Source organism: Enterococcus sp. DIV0755b (assembly GCF_051713765.1).
Lineage (GTDB): Bacteria > Bacillota > Bacilli > Lactobacillales > Enterococcaceae > Enterococcus_C > Enterococcus_C canintestini.
Window position 1 is genome coordinate 2527228 of the sequence record NZ_JBIOQN010000001.1, and the last position, 20550, is coordinate 2547777.

At 33.4% G+C, this 20550-nt stretch carries 15 protein-coding genes and 2 pseudogenes; 1 reads left to right on the top strand and 16 read right to left on the bottom strand.

Going from position 1 to position 20550, the window contains the following annotated elements; genetic code table 11:
- Positions 1-26 precede the first annotated feature (26 nt).
- The 16 genes and pseudogenes from IGI65_RS12195 to IGI65_RS12270 form a co-directional block, all read right to left on the bottom strand.
- Complete coding sequence (locus IGI65_RS12195; protein ID WP_002302405.1) at positions 27-596, bottom strand: MptD family putative ECF transporter S component; 570 nt, start codon at positions 594-596, stop codon at positions 27-29.
- A gap of 17 nt (positions 597-613) precedes the next feature.
- Positions 614-2029: an ABC transporter ATP-binding protein gene (locus IGI65_RS12200; protein ID WP_002303655.1), complete on the bottom strand. Its 1416-nt coding sequence runs from the start codon at positions 2027-2029 to the stop codon at positions 614-616.
- A gap of 10 nt (positions 2030-2039) precedes the next feature.
- Positions 2040-2708: an energy-coupling factor transporter transmembrane component T gene (locus IGI65_RS12205; protein ID WP_002297304.1), complete on the bottom strand. Its 669-nt coding sequence runs from the start codon at positions 2706-2708 to the stop codon at positions 2040-2042.
- A gap of 129 nt (positions 2709-2837) precedes the next feature.
- Positions 2838-3422 carry a TetR/AcrR family transcriptional regulator gene (locus tag IGI65_RS12210; RefSeq protein WP_071858995.1) on the bottom strand — a complete coding sequence of 195 codons (585 nt, stop codon included), beginning with the start codon at positions 3420-3422 and terminating at the stop codon, positions 2838-2840.
- Positions 3423-3752: 330 nt separating this feature from the next.
- The gene (locus IGI65_RS12215; RefSeq protein ID WP_002297302.1) at positions 3753-3986 is read right to left on the bottom strand and encodes a metal-dependent transcriptional regulator; all 234 of its coding nucleotides are present in this window, start codon (positions 3984-3986) and stop codon (positions 3753-3755) included.
- A gap of 14 nt (positions 3987-4000) precedes the next feature.
- On the bottom strand, positions 4001-4951 hold the full coding sequence (locus tag IGI65_RS12220; RefSeq protein WP_010729812.1) for a metal ABC transporter substrate-binding protein: 951 nt from the start codon (positions 4949-4951) through the stop codon (positions 4001-4003).
- A complete protein-coding gene (locus IGI65_RS12225; RefSeq protein WP_071865675.1) occupies positions 4948-5790 on the bottom strand; it encodes a metal ABC transporter permease in 843 nt (280 codons plus the stop codon). The genes IGI65_RS12220 and IGI65_RS12225 overlap by 4 nt, the downstream gene beginning before the upstream one ends.
- Position 5791: 1 nt before the next feature.
- A complete protein-coding gene (locus IGI65_RS12230) occupies positions 5792-6511 on the bottom strand; it encodes a metal ABC transporter ATP-binding protein (protein WP_071865676.1) in 720 nt (239 codons plus the stop codon).
- A 909-nt stretch (positions 6512-7420) separates the two neighbouring features.
- A pseudogene (tnpA, locus tag IGI65_RS12235) lies at positions 7421-7866 on the bottom strand (IS200/IS605 family transposase).
- Between the two features lie 289 nt (positions 7867-8155).
- A pseudogene (tnpA, locus tag IGI65_RS12240) lies at positions 8156-8610 on the bottom strand (IS200/IS605 family transposase).
- Between the two features lie 442 nt (positions 8611-9052).
- Positions 9053-14635 carry an endo-alpha-N-acetylgalactosaminidase family protein gene (locus tag IGI65_RS12245; protein WP_438774227.1) on the bottom strand — a complete coding sequence of 1861 codons (5583 nt, stop codon included), beginning with the start codon at positions 14633-14635 and terminating at the stop codon, positions 9053-9055.
- A 284-nt stretch (positions 14636-14919) separates the two neighbouring features.
- A complete protein-coding gene (locus tag IGI65_RS12250; RefSeq protein ID WP_010746313.1) occupies positions 14920-15324 on the bottom strand; it encodes a PTS sugar transporter subunit IIA in 405 nt (134 codons plus the stop codon).
- Positions 15325-15341: 17 nt separating this feature from the next.
- Positions 15342-16151: a PTS system mannose/fructose/sorbose family transporter subunit IID gene (locus IGI65_RS12255; protein WP_071865802.1), complete on the bottom strand. Its 810-nt coding sequence runs from the start codon at positions 16149-16151 to the stop codon at positions 15342-15344.
- Entirely contained in the window at positions 16138-17040 is a 903-nt protein-coding gene (locus IGI65_RS12260; protein WP_438774228.1) for a PTS mannose/fructose/sorbose/N-acetylgalactosamine transporter subunit IIC, read from the bottom strand. Before IGI65_RS12260 ends, IGI65_RS12255 begins: the two co-directional genes overlap by 14 nt.
- Positions 17041-17062: 22 nt before the next feature.
- Entirely contained in the window at positions 17063-17542 is a 480-nt protein-coding gene (locus IGI65_RS12265; RefSeq protein WP_438774229.1) for a PTS system mannose/fructose/N-acetylgalactosamine-transporter subunit IIB, read from the bottom strand.
- Positions 17543-17545: 3 nt separating this feature from the next.
- Complete coding sequence (locus tag IGI65_RS12270; RefSeq protein WP_438774230.1) at positions 17546-19324, bottom strand: glycoside hydrolase family 35 protein; 1779 nt, start codon at positions 19322-19324, stop codon at positions 17546-17548.
- A gap of 443 nt (positions 19325-19767) precedes the next feature.
- Between IGI65_RS12270 and IGI65_RS12275 the strand changes: the two genes are divergently transcribed.
- Complete coding sequence (locus IGI65_RS12275) at positions 19768-20472, top strand: GntR family transcriptional regulator (RefSeq protein ID WP_071865584.1); 705 nt, start codon at positions 19768-19770, stop codon at positions 20470-20472.
- The last annotated feature ends 78 nt before the right edge of the window (positions 20473-20550 follow it).

Sequence of the window (20550 nt, forward strand, 5' to 3'; positions counted from 1 at the left end):
CAAACAGATAAAAGGTAAACTACGTTCTATTTTTTGTATTTTTTTAAGACTTTTCTTCCAATCAATACACCAATCATAGATAAACTTGCTACAACTAACACTGAAATGATTCCCCATATACCTACCGCATAGTGGATCATTGCATCCATTGTTGCAGCAGATTGTCCTTTATCTATCCAATCTTGACGAAAACGATCTGTAAAGAACCATATAGGAATCCACTGTCCGGCAGCACTGCCTAATTGCATTAGAGCCCAAGACGCAACTTGAGGAATTGCTCGATCATATCCAAATACAGATAGAATAATATCAGCTAAGATCGCCATACTAATCGAACTGATAAACCAAGGTAAGTACGCCCCGCCCATTAACGTAAAAAATAACAATAAAACAATTGTGTAAATAGTAAAAATTCCTTTTCTAGGGTAGTTATAGCTAATATAAACAAATATGATTCCAGATAATAATCCAAAAATCCCTGGGGATATGCTGTGACCAAACGCCCCACCAATACTACTAACCATTATTGAAAAAAAGTAAATTACTAGGGAAATAACTGTAGCTAAACCAATAAAAATATAATCTTTTGTTTTCATATATATTCTCCTCAATTCTATTTCGTTATGTCATTAAAAATCTGTTCTATCAAAGTTGAATCTTCTACTCTAAGTTTTATATCTTTTTTTATTCCACCATTTTTTAAATAAATAATTCTATTGCATGTTTTATAAAGAAATTCCGGATCATGAGTGGCTATAACTACTGCACCCTTTTCTTTTAAGTCTTTAATAAGGTCAGCAATCCTTTCCATATTAATATAATCCAACCCACTTGTAGGTTCATCAAATAGAAATAAATTAGTTTTTGACAATGAAGCTATAGAAACCAATAATCTTTGTTTTTCTCCACCGGATAAATCAAACGGTAATTGATCTTTCATTTTATAAAGTTCCATTTTTTTTAAAATTTTTTCTTGCTGATCTTTACTAACTATTTCATTCCCCAGGGCTAACTCGCTCCTCACTGATTCTGTGAAAAATTGGTAATCCATTTCTTGCATTACTAAAAACGGCGATGACAAATTTTTTTTATTTTCGATTATCTTTCCTTTGGTAGGGCGAATAATCTTCATGAGTATTCTTAGTAAGGTTGTTTTCCCCACACCGTTTTTCCCTACCAAACCAATAACATCTCCAACTTTGACATCAAAATTTATGTCTTTTAGAATATTTTCATAAGTAATTTCTTCAACTTTTAATACATCTGCACTTACCTTTTCGATATAGGGAACTTCAATCGAACTATTAAAAATGTCAAATTTCCTTAATGCGTTATTGTTTTCAGTTTTTAACAACTGAATAGTTGTAGTTTTTACAGTTCTATTTTTAACAAATAGAACTTGATCAATTAATTCTTTCAAATAGTAAAAACGATGTTCAGCTATAACAATAGTAAATCCTTTATTTTTTAAATCACAAAGTAAGTCAGCAAGTTTCTTAGTCGCTTTGAAGTCCAAATTTGAAGACGGTTCATCCAATATAATTAATTTAGAGTTTAGCGATAAACTACATCCAATAGAAATTTTCTGCCGTTCACCACTTGATAGCGAAAAAATGTTTTTATCTAATATATTTGAAAGATCTAATAATTCAGCTAATTCATTGATTCTTTTATCCATATGCTCTTTTGTAAATCCAAAGTTTTCCATCGAAAATACTAACTCACTCGTTGTATTTGTTGTAAAGAATTGTCCTCTAGGATCTTGACTTACGTAGCCAATATTTTTTGATATACTTTCTTGTGTTAAGGATTGTAGCGAGTTATTTTCAAATAAAATTTCCCCAACCAATTTTCCGTCATAAAGTCTTGGAATAAGTCCATTCATTAACTTTAATAGTGTGGATTTCCCACTCCCAGAAGAACCAGTAATCAATGTAAGACTGCCTTTTTTTATTGAAAAATTAAGGTCAACAAGCGCTTGTTCCTTAACATCCTTATATGAAAAAGAAACATTGTTAAATTCAAACAATTCTTTCACCTCAAATCAAAATACTTAAGAAAAAAATAGTAACGGAAAACAGGATGATATAGTCTAATAAGCTCATGTTTGTTTTATAGTAAGAACTTCTTTTCACAGGAGATTCTATCCCCTTTGTTATTGCATTAGCGGTCATTTCTTCAGCAATCATAGTTGCACGTATAAGAACGGGAACTAACAGAAATTCCAAATATTGCAGAGGCTGAAAAAAAGATAAGCGAATGTTTCTCATTTTTAAAGATTCTTTAATCATTCTTATTTCAGAACGATAAGTCGGAAAGAATCTGATCACTACTGTAATACTTAACATTATTTTTTTCGGTAAATGTATTTTTTCTAAAGAGGATAATAATTCATTGCTAGTATAGACACTAACCAACAACCATGAGATCATTACGACCGGCAACATTCGAAATACAATATATAAGGATGTCCCAAAAAATATAGTAAAAAACTCTATCTTGATAGCATCAATAATTTTCATTACTAAAAACAGAACTGAATAAATCAAGATGAAATAAATACATGTCTTTATTTTACGAAACATCAATACTAAAACTGTAGCAATAATGAAACACCCCACTTGAAATATATTTCCCTTTCCTAAAAAAATAATGACCGGAAAAAAAATATTTAAAGTAATCAAGGTTAACGGATTGATTTTTGACACTCTTTCACCTCCAAAAAATAAGATCGCACTGTTATCTTAAGCTGATAAAAATGCACCGTTATTCAGATAACAGTGCGATCTTATCAAAAAGCATAACTGAGAACAATTCTCAATGCAAGCTTTTTTTAATTAACTCAGTAATTCAATCCACCCAGGAACAGAAAATTGATACAATCTTCTGGTTAATAGCATAGTCTTTTCTTTTGAATAGCTATGCTTCAATATATCATAGAATGTAGCGTAGAATGAGTAAATGTAGAAGTGGATTTCTTCTTCATTAAAGACTAAATTTTGATTGATCATTCCGATAGTCTTTAACTTATCTAGACAACAGACTGTCTTTTTTGTCACAAATGATGTAATTTTTTCAACAATATCTTGATATTTGGTTCCAGCTGATTGGAATAAAACCAAATCGAATATACGTTTATTCTCAAAAATATAATTAATAAATGGATCTAATTCATTGAAGTTCTCTCTCCAACTTTTCTCTATATCTATATTTTCTAAGTTTAAGAGGTATTTGGTAAACTCTTCATTATACATATTAATAAGCGCATTAATATGCGGCTGAATAATTTCTTCAAATAACGCTTCCTTAGAAGTAAAATGTTTATAAAAAGCACCCGTAGTTACGCCTGCGGTCAAGCACAGTTGCCTTATCTTAGTTTGCTGAAATCCTTCTTTTTCAAAATGGCTTAGTCCACTTTCTATTAATTTTTGGTGAGTTGTAATATAATCTCTGGTTTCTATGGGTACTTCCTCCTAATAAGATGAATTAACTATATTATCTTACACAGGACTTGAAGTTTCAATCGTTAACGTCTATTACTGAACTCATTCCTTAGAGCTAAACTAATGAGAAAGAGCAAAATAACTGATACAAAAAGCAATCCTACAAGAATTAATAGACTCATCTAAATCATTCACCTTTTCTAAAATAAACCGAGAAAGATTTAAAAAAATTATATCCAGCTATTAGGATAAGTCCTATCATAATCACTCCAATAGCCATTTTCTTATCCTCCCTAAAAATAAAGTCTTTTACTTAAAACCTTTTTTGTAATCGTCAATAAATTTTTTCCCTTTATCAGTTAATTGAAATCCTATATCTAAATAGTCCTCATATCTAAGTTTAGCCAGCATCTCACTTACAGATGCTGGACTAACACTTAGAACTTTTGCTAAATCATTATTTTTTAATTTCTTTTTTCTTTTTGATAATTCCTGAATTGCTAGTAAATAAATTAGTATAGTAGTCGTTTTAATTTGTACCATACCTACCCTCCAAATTATTTCGAAAGGCCTTCAGCAATTTTATCCAGGTTCCATTTCATCATCGCATAGTAACTATCACCATCTTGTCCTTTTTCTGCAATTGAATCAGTAAAAATCGTTGAATAGATAGGAATATTGGTATCTTTTGATACTGTTTTCATTGGTCTATCATCCACACTGCTTTCTACGAATAAGGAGGGAACTTTTGTTGTGCGTAATTTTTCAACTAAGTGTTTTATTTGATCTGGTGTTCCTTCTTCTTCAGTGTTGATTTCCCAAATGTAAGCAGAAGGCACATTATACGCTTTCGAGAAATATTTAAAGCATCCTTCACTTGTAACAATCATTTTTTTATCATTCGGAATTGAAGCAAATTTAGATTTAGCTTCTTTGTCTAGAGAATCCAATTTTTCAATATACTTATCTAGATTTTCTTTATAGAATTTTTTATTATCAGGATCTTTTTCCGCTAACTGTTTTTCAATATTTTTAGCGTAAATTATACCGTTTTCTAAATTTAACCAAGCATGAGGATCTTCCTTCCCTTTCTCACTCTGACCCTCTAAGTAAATAACATCTATGCCATCACTTGCTGCAAAATAGTCTTTGTTTTCCTCTTTGTTCGCATTTTTAACTAATTTTGTAAACCAAGCATTTCCTCCAGTTTCCAAGTTAACACCGTTATAAAAAATCAAATCTGCTTTTGAAGTTTTTTGAACATCTTCAGGCAAAGGTTCATATTCGTGGGGATCTTTCCCAATAGGTACGATACTGTGTAAATCAATTTTATCTTTTGCTATATTTTCGGTAATATCTGCTAAAATCGAATTAGTAACTACTACTTTTAATTTTTCGTTCGAAGCCACTTTATCTTTGTCTTTACTATTTATTGAACATGCCCCGAATATAAAAAGAGCAATCAAAATCCCCAGACTTCCCAGTACTGCTTTCCATTTTCTCATCATAACGATCTCTCCTTCTTTCTTAAAAATTTTTGTTTTGGTGAGATTAGAAAACTAATTACAAATAAGAATGCCGCTGTTAAAACAATACTTGATCCTGCTGCTATGTTAAAACTATAACCAATAAACAATCCAAGCAATGATGAACTTGCTCCGACTGTTGCAGAAATAAATATCATAGTTTTCAAGCTATTTGCATATAAATATGCCGTAGCTGCTGGTGTAATTAACATTGCAACAATTAATATAGTTCCCACACTTTGCATAGCTGTTACTGCTACTAAAGTTAATAGAACCATCAATAGATAATGATAAAAACTGACATTCATCCCTATTGCTTTTGCCATTAATGGATCAAAAGAAGTGATTAATAATTCTTTAAAAAATAGAAATACTATAACCAACACTAAAACCGAAACGCCAATTGTAATCCACTTATCAATATCTTGTACAGCTAAAATATTTCCAAATAAAATATGAAATAAATCCGTTGAGCTATTTGCAACTCCTATAAGGATAACTCCTAGTGCTAAAAAAGAACTGAAAGTAATACCAATTGCTGTATCTCCTTTTATTACACTATTGCTTTTTATAAAAGTAATAATGATAGAAGCTAATAGACCAAATACAATCGCACCAATAAAAAAATTAATACCTAAAATATAAGAAATTGCTACTCCTGGCAAAACAGCATGAGAAATAGCATCCCCCATAAGAGACATTCCTCTTAAAATAATAAAACAACCTACTGTTCCAGAAACAATTCCTATAACTATGGATGTAATTAATGCGTTCTGTAAAAAGTGAAAATCATACAGACCATCAATAAAATTCTGAAGCATATTATATCCCCTCTCCAATAAATATAGTATCCCCATAGGCCTCTTTTAAATTCACTTCATTAAATACAGATTCTACACTCCCATGAGCAATTAATTTTTGATTTAAAAGTACAATATTATCAAAATATTTCTTCACCTTACTCAAATCATGATGCACAATTAACACTGTTTTCCCCTGATGTTTCAATTCTTTTAAAGTGTCCATAATAATTCTCTCACTAATTAAGTCTATCCCTACAAATGGTTCATCTAAAAATATGAAATCTGCATTTTGAGCAAGGCATCTTGCTAAAAGTACACGTTGAAATTGCCCCCCAGACAATTCTCCTATTTGATGATTAGAGTATTCTTCCATATTGACCTTTTCCAAAGCCTTAAAAACTCTTTCCCATTCTGAATTTTTAATTCGTTGGAAAACTTTCAATTCAGCATAGGTTCCCATGGATACACATTCTTTTACTTTTATTGGAAAGGTAAAATCAATATCTGCTTTTTGCTCTACATACGCAATCTTTGCTAAATTTTTACTGATATCTTCATTATTAACGTACACCTTCCCCTGATGAGGGACAATATTTAGCATTGCTTTAAGCAACGTAGACTTCCCAGCTCCATTTGGACCAATAATTCCCGTTAAAGTGCCTTCTTGTATTTCTATAGAAATCTCTTTTAATGCCAAAAAATTATTATAACTAACACTAAGCTTTTCTGCTTTTAACATAGTTTTCTCCTTCTAAATGATAATGATTCTCACAGTTATATGGTATACAAAAAGTGATTTTTAGTCAACCCTAATTTTAAAGTTTGTTCACTTTTATTATTTATTTCAAAAAAGATAGTTCCCTGTACTTCCTACTAGAAAACTACTTGGCTTAGCAGCTAAAAACTTAACTTTTTCAAAAAATAACTCTCTGGAAAAAGGAAAGGTATCTTCATATAATTAACGGACGGCTAGATTGTCAATAATGACACTCACAAGATAAAGATCCGAATGTTACCTGTTAAATCTTTTAAAATAGGGTTAGAACTACAAAAAACTTCTTTTTCTGTACAGAGTGTCGGACTATCTTTAATATGTTACATAAGGTGGAGTTCTCCCTATGTGACTTTCGCTCTCTCCTTTTAGTTGAATAAAGAATTGATTTCCCTTGAGATGTCTCTTACACATCACTCGTTCATAATGTCTCTAAAGAGAGTAAAATCATTGGCTTTGTAAAAACTATCTACGTTGTTGGCAATCCGTCTTATTCCTTTTTTGCCTTAATATTTCATACATTGACTGACTCTGAGGTAATCTCTGCCTATTCTTGACATATCCTTTACGCTGGCACAATCGATACCTCTCTGTTTTACTGCGTTCATCACTGTATAAATTCTGAACGAGTAAACTGTATTTCGCTTATTTCATCATCAATAAAATGAACGGTGTTTTCCAAATGATTTTTATAGAGTTCATTAGCTTTTAACAGGATTCCTTTTTGTTTATCGTCTAGTGTTTCCAAGACTTTTATCATAAATCATAAACACCTTTTGGAGGGTAGTTTGCACTGAGGCTATAAGCCTCTACTACTAGTCAGTACCTCAAGGTGCTGGTTTTATCACTTTCACTTCCTTTTAAGAGGAAATTATCCTACTTTTTAACCCTTAAATTAAAAGGGTCACTGTATTTTGGAACACTCAGTTTATTAAAACCACATCACCCTTTGATTATATTCCTTTATTGTCGCTTCTTAAGACCACATGTGCTTACACAATGTCCCTGTGCCTCAAAATGGCGGTTTCTAAACCTATCTTTCAAATTTGCATGTTTGTCGAATATCATCATGATGCTTTCCCCTTTTAGATCTCTCATGAGACTCGAAACACTTATTTTGGGCGGAATACTTAGCAATATATATATGATCTGGCATTACATTGTCTTCAATTATTTCACTCCTTTGTAGCTCTACATAGGCGCTTGATTATTTCTTGCAAATCAGCTCTATATTGATTATAAATGATCTTTCTTCTATACTTTGGAGTGAATGTAATAGGATATTTACGTCCCTGCTTTGTATAAGCAGAGCTACTACTTATGAACCATTTGAATCTCTTCTTTCCGTTATTATATGGCCTAACTAACTACATTTTAACGCGATTAAGGAGTTTTTTAGTAGGACTTTTTATTATTCTACTCTCATATCAGGTGTTTTTGGTTCGCATACTCCACCACTAGAGCCAAAGACATAAAAAAGAATCCGCTCAAGCAATACATTTGGGCGGATTCCCAAGTAAATAGCCCTAGAAGGGCTCGTTACCTGCTGCTCCCTTTAAGAGAGCTTTTTTAGAGACCGCCAACCGCTACCTTTCTATTCTTATCTAGTTGTTACTTCCTAAATGGATCTTTATACTCTCTTTTGTTTATACTATCCCTTACTCGATCTTCTGCTTCTTGTTCTCGTATATACTTAGCTATCGTTTTTTGGTTCAGTCCTACAGTGCTCACATAATAGCCTTTTGACCAAAAGGATCGATTTCCATAATTGTATTTTAAATTCGCATGACATTCATGAATGATTACTGCACTTCTTCCTTTTAAGAAACCCATAAAACCTGATACACTCAACTTTGGTGGAATTCTTACCAACATATGGATATGGTCGGGCATTGCATGCGCTTCAATGATTTCGACTTCTTTCATCTCACACCATTTTCTTAGTATTTCCCTATATCTCGCCTCAATTGACCATATATTACTTTTCTTCTATATTTTAGTGTGGACACAAGATGATACTTACAATTCCAACGAGTATGTGCTAAACTTTTATCGTCGTTCGCCATTCAAAAACTCCTTTCGACTTGATAACGGTTGGTAGCCTTTATCTATTATATCGAAAGGAGTTTTTATCGCTAAAGCTCTGACCTCCACGCGCAGTACGAGTGTTTTTTTGTTGAAATCTCTTTAGAGATTTCAACTGACTAAAGTCATTAATAAAAAAACATCTAAAGCAGAAAATCAATTCTACCTTAGATGTTCGTATATCACTCTATCCGTCCTATTTGACAAAGAGCCTTTATTCTGTTGAAATTCTTCACCAACACTCATTAACGAAGAGCCATTCAATTTGATTTTCAACAATAAACTATTAACCTAGAGCCAAATGGACGTTCTCGCTATGTTCACTATCTCCCTTTACAAAGTTTAGATTCAAAGAAGCCTTTATTGTCCCTATGAGCGGTTTGCTATAGGCAAAATTGGAACTTACTCAATAAAATTTATAAGCTAGAATTTATTTCCCCTCTTACTCCAACCCTTACAACCAATCATTGTAATTATTAAGGAAAAAAATAATAGAAGACCACCAAGCCATCCCTTATTAGAAACTTCTCCTGTTTTTGGAAGTAATTGGTACCTATTGTTGGATTGCTGATTATCCCTCGATAATTTTCTAACTTTTTCAGAAAAATCATCTTCGAAATCATCATGTAGTGTCTCGCCCTTACTTACTTTCTTTTTGTCGGATTTTGTGATTATGGGCATAGATTGATATTTATTATTGAATCGCTGAACGTCCTGCGATAATTTTCTAACTTTTTTAGGATCGCCTTCAAAATCGTTTATCTTTTTCTCTATCGGTGTTTTGGGATCATCAATCAAGCTATTCAACCTATTTACTAAGGTTATTAATATATTTTTCGTTATTAAATTATATTTGTCATAAAGATTGAACTCTGAAATAATAGACTTGACCTCATTATTGTTTTCTCCCATTTTCTTTCCAACTGATAATATATTATCTATCAAAATCGTTCTATCAGGTTCTACACTTTCTTCTGTCTGTAACATGAATTTCAATTCTGCAGCAGAAACAAATTTATTTGGAATATCCCCATAAGACTCTTTTGCTATAAAGTTAATTGACGTAACCTCAATCGGCTGTTCAAATAGTATACTTTTTTCGTTACTATCATTTCCCCATTCAGAAAATTCAAACGTAATGAATTCTCCTGATATATCTGTTACTTCTAATACACCTGATTTAACACGCCCATTTTTTCCAGATAGACGAGGAACATATACAAATCCCTTAATACTTGTGGGAACTTTTAAGTCAATTTTTACAGGTTTATCAATTGCTATATCGTCATATTTACTGTGCCAATTTGTATTGGTATCGCCATCAAAAGCCAATTCTATTCCCTTCCCAGGTTGTTCATTCGCTCCCATACTGTCAATATCACTTTTATCTATATAGAGTTTTTTAAGAACCAGTTCTTCTTTTTTCTTTCTTATGTCCTCTATTAGTTTATTTACTTCATCTAAGGTTAACACGCGTGGGTCAGCCGTTAAAATTCTACCCAATGCTTCTTTATATCTATCTGAAGTTTCCTTCGTGAATAAAGAATCATCAAATGGCAGGAATTCTTCAACAGCAAATTCCAGTTTAGTAGCCGGTGTCACCTTAACTTCTTCCACAACCAAATTATCCATCACAAAATCAAGATATCCGCCAAAATTAGCTGCATTCCCCTTAACCCCATGTGTATTGGCTGCTGCTGCTGTAGAAAATACACCAATCCATGTATTTCCATTTTCACTACCCGTTACATAATAACTTGCTTTTCCCGGTTTTTCACTATTGGTCCAAGTATTTTTCAAAGGATACATTGTTAATTCAGAAGGATCATTTTGATATTGACCATTCCCTATAACAAATGCATACGTATCATCTGAACCAGTTTCATAATCAAAACTTACTCGATAAACTTTTCCCGGTTCAAATCGGAAATTATGTGGAACAGTTTGATAAAGAAGTTTATTACGAGCTACCAATCCATTTGTCTTAAGTGACCAATTGCCCTCAATAACATCAGATATTTTTTTCCCATTCCATCCTCGTTGGGTATAAGGAGGATTTTTTTCTGAAAGATGGGTTCGATTATCACTTACACCTTCAACTCCACCTATTACAAAAGGATAGATTCCTTGTGGAACATTTTCAAAATCCTGTTTAAATATTCCCTTCTCACTGTCGTGTGAGCCATTAAACATTATAGAATTATTTTCAAAAATTCGAATATCATCAAAATAAGTTGCTTCTTCTCCTGCATCTCTTGAGAGAATCAACATTACATTCTCTACATTTTCTCCAGTTGTAAAATAAATATACATATTTTGGAAAAAACTAAGGTCATTAATCGTTGCATTATTTTTTAAAGTATTATGAGCATAAGCTTTAACAAAGTTTAAAGCAATAGAACGACCCGTTGCATTACTAAACGTCTTTTCTCCTGTATCCACAGAAATTTCTGCAATTGAATCGCTACGATTGTCTACTCCAACGTATACAGCATAATTAGTATTTGGCTTCAGCCCACTTAATTTTTGAGTCAAACTCACTTTTTTATTATTATTCATAATCCTCAACATCGGATTATCTCCTTGCGAACGAACAATCTCAGCTTTATCCCTTTCGCCTTTTATATTCCAATCTCTCAATGTGCCACTGTTAAATCCTTGGTCAACTATATGCATACCTTCTGACCAAACTACTTTTTCATTACTATGCGGTGTACGATAAATTACATACGGAGTCTCTATACTTACATCAATCGTAATCTTACCATCCACAACCTCTACAATAGTTTCATCTGTTTTCCCAAGATCTGTCAATTTATACAGATAGACTTTATTTACCAACCAGTCACTTGGTAACTCCCATGTAGTACTACCTGTTGTGGTATTATAATAATAAAGTTTTTGGTCATTCTTAGATAATTTACTGCCATCACTCGCCCAATCCCACGGAATAAGATATGCAGAGCCATCATAGATTTTGCGACCATCTAGCGTCATTATACGTTCTCTATAACCAACATCGCGCACATCATTAGACTTTCTAGAAATAACTAACCTTCTATCTTCTTCATCTTTTAGTTTTATTTCCAATTCAGGAATCCATTCGTAACTTTCACCATTATCCTCCATAAACACAGGCGTTCCATTTTCCCAATTTGTCACTTGAAAATGTTGAATAAATTTTGTTGGAAGATTACTCTTAAACAACGTTTTTATATACCCAGCATAATCACTACGCCCTTGCCATCCTTCAAAATCTTTCATATCATATCCACCAAGAAGTGGATTATTTGCTGCCCCACCATAAGAAGGATAATCTCCAATCCATGAATCTTTTTCGTGATTACGAATAAAACGTACAATATTAGAGTTAATTCCCTTTAATGAATAGCCGCCATAAGTTAAATCGGCTGCCCAATGCTGAAATGTAGAATCATACTCTCCAGCATATCCCCATTCAAAAGCTGCTCTCCATCCATTATCGTTTAATTCCCTTGCCAATTGATGAGTAGCCCACGCACTATTATCTCCTGATTGACCATTTCCCCATACGTCTACATATACAAAATCAAGACCTTCTCCAAGAACTTCTTTTAAATCTTGGAATCGCTTGAATCTACCATGTCCCAAATCATACGAAGCATCAATATTAATCCCTTGGTCCAACCAATTCCAACCATAGCTATATGCTCCATCAGAATTCTTTTTTAAACGTTCTGGATTAAAATACTTGGATTCTGGATATGTTTCGGAGGCATTAACGTGAATTCCTAACCGTGCCCCATATTTTTCAGATAATTCTATAAGTTTTTTAAAGTCTTCTGCACCACCTATCCTTTTTCCAATATCAGCATAATTTAAATGTCCAGAATCATGTCCTTCACTCCCATATCCTTTTAACAAAATTGACTGTCCAAGCCCATCAGTATGCAAGCTAATCTTTTTAATACCATCGAGGGTAGTTAAAAAGGGATTCTGAGCTTGTGAGCCAAAGTTCATAGCAATACGATACGCAACCAAGTCAGGAACGTCCTCCGAACCCTTGGCAGAATGCATGATTTGTCTGTAAGCAATAGCACCATCTTGCCAGTCTACTACTTCATCCTCATTTAAATCTCTTGTAATGATCACTTTAGCATTAGGTAGCTCAATTGTACGCTCATCATAAACTTGACCCTTATAATGCCTTTGATAAATAAATGGGGCACTTGATATTCCAAGATAATTCTCACCGTTAATTGTTACCTTATCAATTGTTAGTCGAGTATAATCATTTGCTCCACCACCATAACTCCACTGAGAATTAGACCAAACACCCGCTGCTAATTTATTATTAGATACAAATCCATACATGAATCCTATCGGCGGAATGTCCTCCATTGGATTTGTAACATTAATATGAACATCCCCTCTTTTATGAGTATTAGTAGACATTCTGGCACCATCAAAAGCAGCTTTGTCATCTTTACTAGACACAGAAACTAAATAATTACCCGGAAACTCAATTGTTTCAATTAATTTTCTTGTATCATCTATTATTTCCCCCATAACAATTTTATTGTAATTGATAACTTTAACAACCTCAAAATGCAGTTCATTATTTACAACTTGAAGTTGAACTTCTATTTCTGCATTAATTAAATGTTCCAAATTTTTCAATTTCATCTTATATACTGCTGTAGAATCATTGATTTTTTCAAAAGAAGTTATAGGAGCCACATCAATTCCATTGATTTTGACAATATCAAGAGGGTAGACTTGCCCTGGAAGAATATCCTTCCCAACATGATACTCTTTTACTCTAGGGAATTGAACATCAATCACTGCTTCTATCTGATCCGTTTTTATCGTGTTATAAGTGATTTTAGAATCATCTACAGTAATTCCCAATTCCTTTTCCTTAGATATGTTCGAAGTGGCAACATTTGATTGATTATCCGTTTTTATATCCACTTTCGTTATTTCGTTCCCAAATGTGCCCAACTTTAAAGCAATTATTTTATTTTCTTTTAAAGTGTCCATCACATTTTTAGGTATATTATAAGTATCAAAAAGATTTTCGCCGTTAACACTCGCGTTTAGCTGGCCATCTTTTTTTAGACTAATCATTAATTCATTTTTTGAGCCCTTCGTTGGTGCTGACACAGAACGTTTAGTTGTCATCCAAGCAGAATCAACTGCAGATTTGTATTGCCAGAACCATCCTTCTCTATCATACCCAACCATTATATAATTTGGTTGTCCATATTTCAATAAAACCCCAAACCGACCTTCTCCTGGTTCAGATAACTCTACAAAAGACAAATTTACTGTAGCATTCCCTGTATCATCAACCTGTAACCCCTCTTTTTCAAATAAAGCCATCTTTTCCCCATTATCATTTTCAAAAGTAGATGATAATGTATTATAACGAATTCCTCCCACTTCATTAACTACTACTGTGCCAGGAATTTCTGAAAAAGAAACCCATTCTTTCTTTTCCGTGCTTTCACTATCTGAAATAGTGCTATCCCCATTGGAATTTTCTATTACTACAGCATCTGCCACTGGGCTACCTTCTGTTATACCAGATGATTCATCTACTGTTGATGTTTTAGTCTTTTCATCGTCTGAAATAGTGCTATCCTCATTGGAATTTTCTATTGCTGTTTGGTTCGTTGCTGGCTGTCCTGATATTTCATCCATTGACGAAGGTATATCTTTAGATTCATTAGTTGATATATGGTCCCCATCGGAGCTTTCTATTACTACAGCATCTGCCACTGGGCTACCTTCTGTTATACCAGATGATTCATCTACTGTTGATGTTTTAGTCTTTTCATCGTCTGAAATAGTGCTATCCTCATTGGAATTTTCTATTACTGTTTGATTCGTTGCTAGTTGTTCTGATGCTCTAGCAACTTGATTATTTACTGAGAAAACTGTCGCTGTACAACCTATTAAAAAAATAGGAGCTATAGCCCCCAATTTACCCTTTTTATGCATTTTAAAACGTTTCCTTATCATTCTATCCCTCTCCCATTTTTGATATATCACATAGATAAACTTATCTTTAGTTAGCTTTGTTCATTCACTCATAAGACGAAACACTTATCGGGTCTATAATTATGAGGTAGATGAATCAGAATTGATCCTTAACTTCCAGCTTCGTTTTGCGCAACTTATCAGTCCCTATTAACAAAGAGCTAAAAAGATAAGATCAACGTCACACAATACAATTGACGATAACCTTATCTTTTATGAGAAAGTAAATTACAAAAATCAAAAGATAAGAATTCTAGGTGACTTTTCTAGTCATCTTCATTTTCCAAATCTTCAATAATTACCTTTCCTACATCACAAATACCGTTCTTTCCATCAACTACGAAATCACTTTCCGCATTAATTAGCTCCCCATTAATGAAACTAATAACCATTGGCAGATTCATTCCTGCATATAGCGGAATATCCTTGCCAGAAATTATCTCTTTTGAAATAATATTACATGGTGTTCCGCCCATTAAATCTGCAAAAACGACATATTCACTTAACCCTTCGATAGTATCAAAAAATTTTTTTCGAAAATCTTCTGGCCCTTCTGAAGGTAATAAAGAGACTGTAAAAATATTATCCTGTTGTCCCATAATCATCTCAGCGCTATTTTTTAATTCTTCACAAAATTTTCCATGACTTATTAATACTAAATTATGTTTCATTATACTATTACTCCCGTTTATTTAGATATAATTCCTAAGGCAGATAAAGCAACACAAACTACCAATACAATTAGAATTGCTTTTGTAGAAGTCATATTCTTTTTCCCTAACATCCAATAAATTGCTCCTACAATTCCAGCTGGTAATAATCTTGGTAAAATCATATCCAAATTATTTTGCATATCTACAGTAACATCCCCAAAATTAGGTACCCAAGCAAATTTTACATTGACCATAGTAGCAGCTAAAGCTCCCACCATAAATACCCCCATCAATGTTGCAGCATCAGTTAGCGCTGTTAGTCGGTGTTGCATTGTTGTAACCAACGATATGCCTTCTTTGTATGCAAATTCCAACTGTTTCCAACGAAAAACATTCACCGCCATTTGCGCAACAATCCAGATAAAGATTCCAGTTGGGTTGCCATTGATTGCCATATTCGCAGCTAAGGCACCAAATATAGTAGGGATCAATGCTCCAAAAATAGAATCTCCAATAGAAGCGAATGGTCCCATTAATCCAGCTTTTAACCCCGAAACTGTATCAATTGCTTTAATTCCCTCCCTTTCCTCAATAGCCAAGTCAATTCCTGTAATTATTGTGTTAAAGAAATTAGATGTATTAAAGAACTGTGTATGGGTCTTCATCGCTTGCTTTAATTCTGGTGTATTGTCCCCATAAATTTTCCGTAACTGTGGAAGAATTGTGTATAAATATCCCGATCCCTGCATTCGTTCATAATTCCAACCTAATTGAAAATTAAATAAATTTCTTCTATTAATTTGTTTAAAATCCTTTTTAGTTAACTTATAGTTAGATTTCGTCATCGTCAATTTCTCCTTCCTCTAAAGTTCCGCTTTCAGATTTAGTAATATTTTGGCTCTGAGTACTCGTGTTATTTGAACTATTCTTATAGCTAATTGCAGCAAAAGCAAAACCAATCAAAGCAACCCCTAACATTGGTAAGCCATTAAACACACCCTGAAAATCTTTTACAACAGTAGCTACACTAGTTCCTAACAACTGAATATTGCTAAACACTGTGGTTAGCAGTGCCGTTATAGTAAATCCTAAAATTAAATAAGGAAAATGTTTTTTAACTGGCAAATATCTTAATAAAATTGCAAAACCTACAGCTGGTAAAACAGCCCCTGCTACAGATAATCCATCTCCCAACCATTTTAAATCTCCATTTAAAATAGTTACTACCTTCTCTACAACTCCTCCGCCGAATGCTAGAGCTAAGAACACCGGCACTAATCTAGATAAGCTCCAAGGTAGCGCCCCTAATAAGAAATTTCGACCGATTGCTTTATAATCCATATCTTCTACATTTTTATCAATGCGATGCGCAAAAAACGTATTAGCAAAACGTGCCAAAACATCTAATTGAATCATTAAACTAGCTACTGGAACCGCTATCGCAGCTACAGCTTGCTTCGGATCCATTCCAAGAGCTACAGAAAATGCTGTTGCTAAAATCGCTCCAGAGTTAGCATCAATTTTAGAAGCTCCACCAAAAGTCCCTACACCTAATACCATTAACTGCAAACTACCACCAATGTATAAACCTGTTACAACATCTCCCATTACCAAACCAGAAAAAAGGCCCGCAAAAACAGGAGCACTCATTGAAGAGTAAATTTGCAGTTCATCTAAAATTTGATATCCTGCGTATAAAGATAATAATAAGACCTGCCACCATAGAATATCCATTTTTTCTCCTCCTATATCTTTTTTATTTAATTAACAACGACATAAAGTCGTCTGCTTTATCACTTGGGACCATTTGTGCAATTAAATGAACGCCTCTGTCATTCAATTGTTTAAAAACTTCTACATCCTGGTCCACAACATTAATCGACTTCGTAATCGATCGCGTCTCAGAAGTTTGAGACATGTTCCCTACATTAATCTCTTTTATTGGAACTCCTAACTCTATCAATTTTAATAATCTGTCTGGTTTCCGCGCAACAATCAGTAAACGCTGAGAGTCATATTTACCAGCCAAAATATTTTGCGCAGCTTTTTCAATAGGTAAAACGCTTAGTTTTACCCCGGCCGGGGTTGCCAATTTCAACCCGCTTTTTTCAATATCATTTTGAGCCACTTCATCATCCACAACCATAATTCGAGAAATATTCAATTTTGTTGCCCACAAATTAGCTACTTGTCCGTGAATTAAACGTCCGTCAATTCTTACCCCGATAATACTCATGATCTATCCCTCTCTTATTTCTTTATATACTGGTGCTTTTACTAAGTTTATTTCTGGTTGATAGGTCCCTTCTGTCTCGAAAATAACAATTTCATTCCTACCGACGTTTAGAAACCCACTAGGAATGTACAGAGAAAGCGTTGGTCCTACTTCCCAAAAACGACCAATATTGGTCTGATTAACAAATACCACCCCTTTACCAAATTTACTTAAATCAATAAAACAATCCCCTACTTCATCCAGATTAAATTCATACCGATAGAAACTTGGTTGCATTGGTTGCCAGTCTTTTGAATAATCAACAGTTTTACAATCTTCCAACGGCAGAGAATATTGTTGCCAATCTGTAATAAAATGTAAATCTGCCATTACACCTCTTCTAATACCCTTTTTTTGAGTTTCTGCAAAGAGCTTATGTCCATAATTGACACGTCCCATATTTTCAATCAATATATCAAGTTGATTGACATGTTCGGTCATACTAACTTGTATATCCTCACCTATTTCTGTTTGATACTGAGTAGCTTGTAAATTTTGGTTAAGAAACAATTGACAACGATCTCGTCCATCAATTACACGTAATCGTTCTTTATTCGCATCTCTTTCAATCATTGTTCGATAGAGTAAATAACCAGTATTTTGCCCCAACGATTCCATCGTCTTTGGATATTTTGATTCCACAGGTTGACTTATCGTAGCCAAAGTTGCGAAAAGGCTTACCTTGTTTGCCAAAGGGATATTTCTCTTTTCAATTGTTGGTTTAATTAAGGGGTCCAATTGCTTGATCTCAGGATAATTTTCGTGAATCATTTTGCGCAACGCAAAATATTTTTCCGTTGGATTTCCCTGTTCATCTAACGGTGCTCCATAATCATAAGAAGTGATTTGTGGCAAATCAATAACTCCTCGCGCGGAACAACCATTCATAAACCCAAAATTTGTTCCTCCATGAAACATGTATAAATTAATACTCCCTTGTTCCAATACTTCTTTTACCGCTTCAGCTAATTCTTGTGGATCTCGTTGAATAATTGGTTCTTTCCAACGGTTGAACCAACCATCCCAAAATTCCATACACATCAACGGCCAGTTCTTATTATGCTCTTCAAAAAACTGCTTCATAGAACCAAAGTTTTCTCTCGCCTTAGAACCAAAATTACCAGTGACTAAAATATCTTCCTCAATCATACTTCCAGCGCGTAAAGTAGCTCGCCACGGACCATCTGACGTAAAAAAAGGAACTGTCACTCCGCGATCAATCATCAAATCTCGTATCGCGCGCAAATATGCTTTTTCCTCCCCAAAAGAACCATATTCATTTTCAATTTGAATCATTAAAATATTGCCACCGTTATCTAGTTGATGAGGAACAATCTTTTTCATCAAAATATCATAGTAATCCGCCACATGTCTCAAATAAGCGTTTTCATTCCTTCGGATAGAAATTGGTTCACGGAGTAGCCAAGCAGGAAATCCCCCAAACTCCCATTCGGCACAAATATATGGGGAAGGTCGCACAATTGCGTACAACCCTAAATTTTGAGCTAACGTCAAAAATTTCTCTAAATCTAATCTATCCTCAAAATGAAACTCTCCTTTTTGGGGCTCGTGTAAATTCCAAGGAACATACGTTTCTACTGTGTTAAACCCTAGTGCTTTTAAATTATACAGAGAGTGCTCCCAATCATATGGATGAATTCGAAAATAATGAATTGCCCCAGATAAAATTTTAAAAGGTTGCCCATTTAAAAGAAATTCTTTTTTTATTTCAAAAGTTCCCATTCACCTTCACCTCAATTTCATTAATATACTAAGTATATTAATATGCCTATTAAAAGTCAACATTTTTTATAAAATATGTTACTATAAATAAAATACTAAATTTTAGCCCCCAGTAATTAGTTAATAGTTGTTTTTTTATGGCCTATCATTTAGTATGTTTAAATGCCTTAACATATTGGCGCTTGCTCAATTGTTATAATACAATTTCATTGTATAATTATATTTGCGGTAAGCTCTACTTGATTCTTTTTCTGTGTGTCGTCCTTACTGAAGTGAAGCGTCTATTGAGCTATCAAATGAATTATCAATCAATAAAGTTGTGACTATTACCTCATGACATCAGTACGGTAAGAAGGAATATCAATTCACAATACGTATTCTAATTGCATAGTAAGAGAAATCTCGCAAGAGCTGCTCGTTAATACAAACATAAGGAGATATTCATGATAAAACCAATGTATTTAGAAATTAAAAATGACTTAAAACAACAAATTGTCAACGGTGAATTTCATAATGGCGATCGATTCTATTCAGAAGCTGAAATCATTAAAAAATATAACGTAAGCTCTATAACAGCAATTCGCGCACTAAAAGAATTAGTTAATGAGGGCTATATAGTACGTTATCAAGGGAAGGGAACTTTTATTTCTCGTGCAAGAAAAGAAAAATTAGTAAAGTTTTCTGATATAGAAATATTTTCATTCGATTGCGACAAAGTACACGTATTTTCCATTATGCGGAAAAATAAAAAACAAATATTAGATACGTTACAATTACCCACTAATTCATATTACTACCAAATCGAACGAATTAGGGAAGTTGATGAAACACCTTACATTTATCAAAAATCATATTTACCAGAGCAATATATAAACCCAAATTATCCGGAAATGGATTATTACAGTTCTATCTATCGACGTTTGAAGTTGGATTATGGTATCGATTTAAGCGAAGAGTATTTTGTAGAAACAAATGAAATTTTATTTCCTACTCCTAATAGTATATCTGAGCGTTTAGAAATGGATAAGTCTGAACCAGTTGTTTTTCAAAAAAGACTATCTACATTATCCGACAGCAATAAACCTATAGAATATGTCGAAAGTTATAAAAAATGGGACTTTTTTAAAATTCAATTAATGTCTAATTAAATAATCACTTCTCTTTATCTTGTTAACCGTCTTGATGTTGCGAATAAAAAAGTAGCAGCTAATTACTAATTTTTCAGG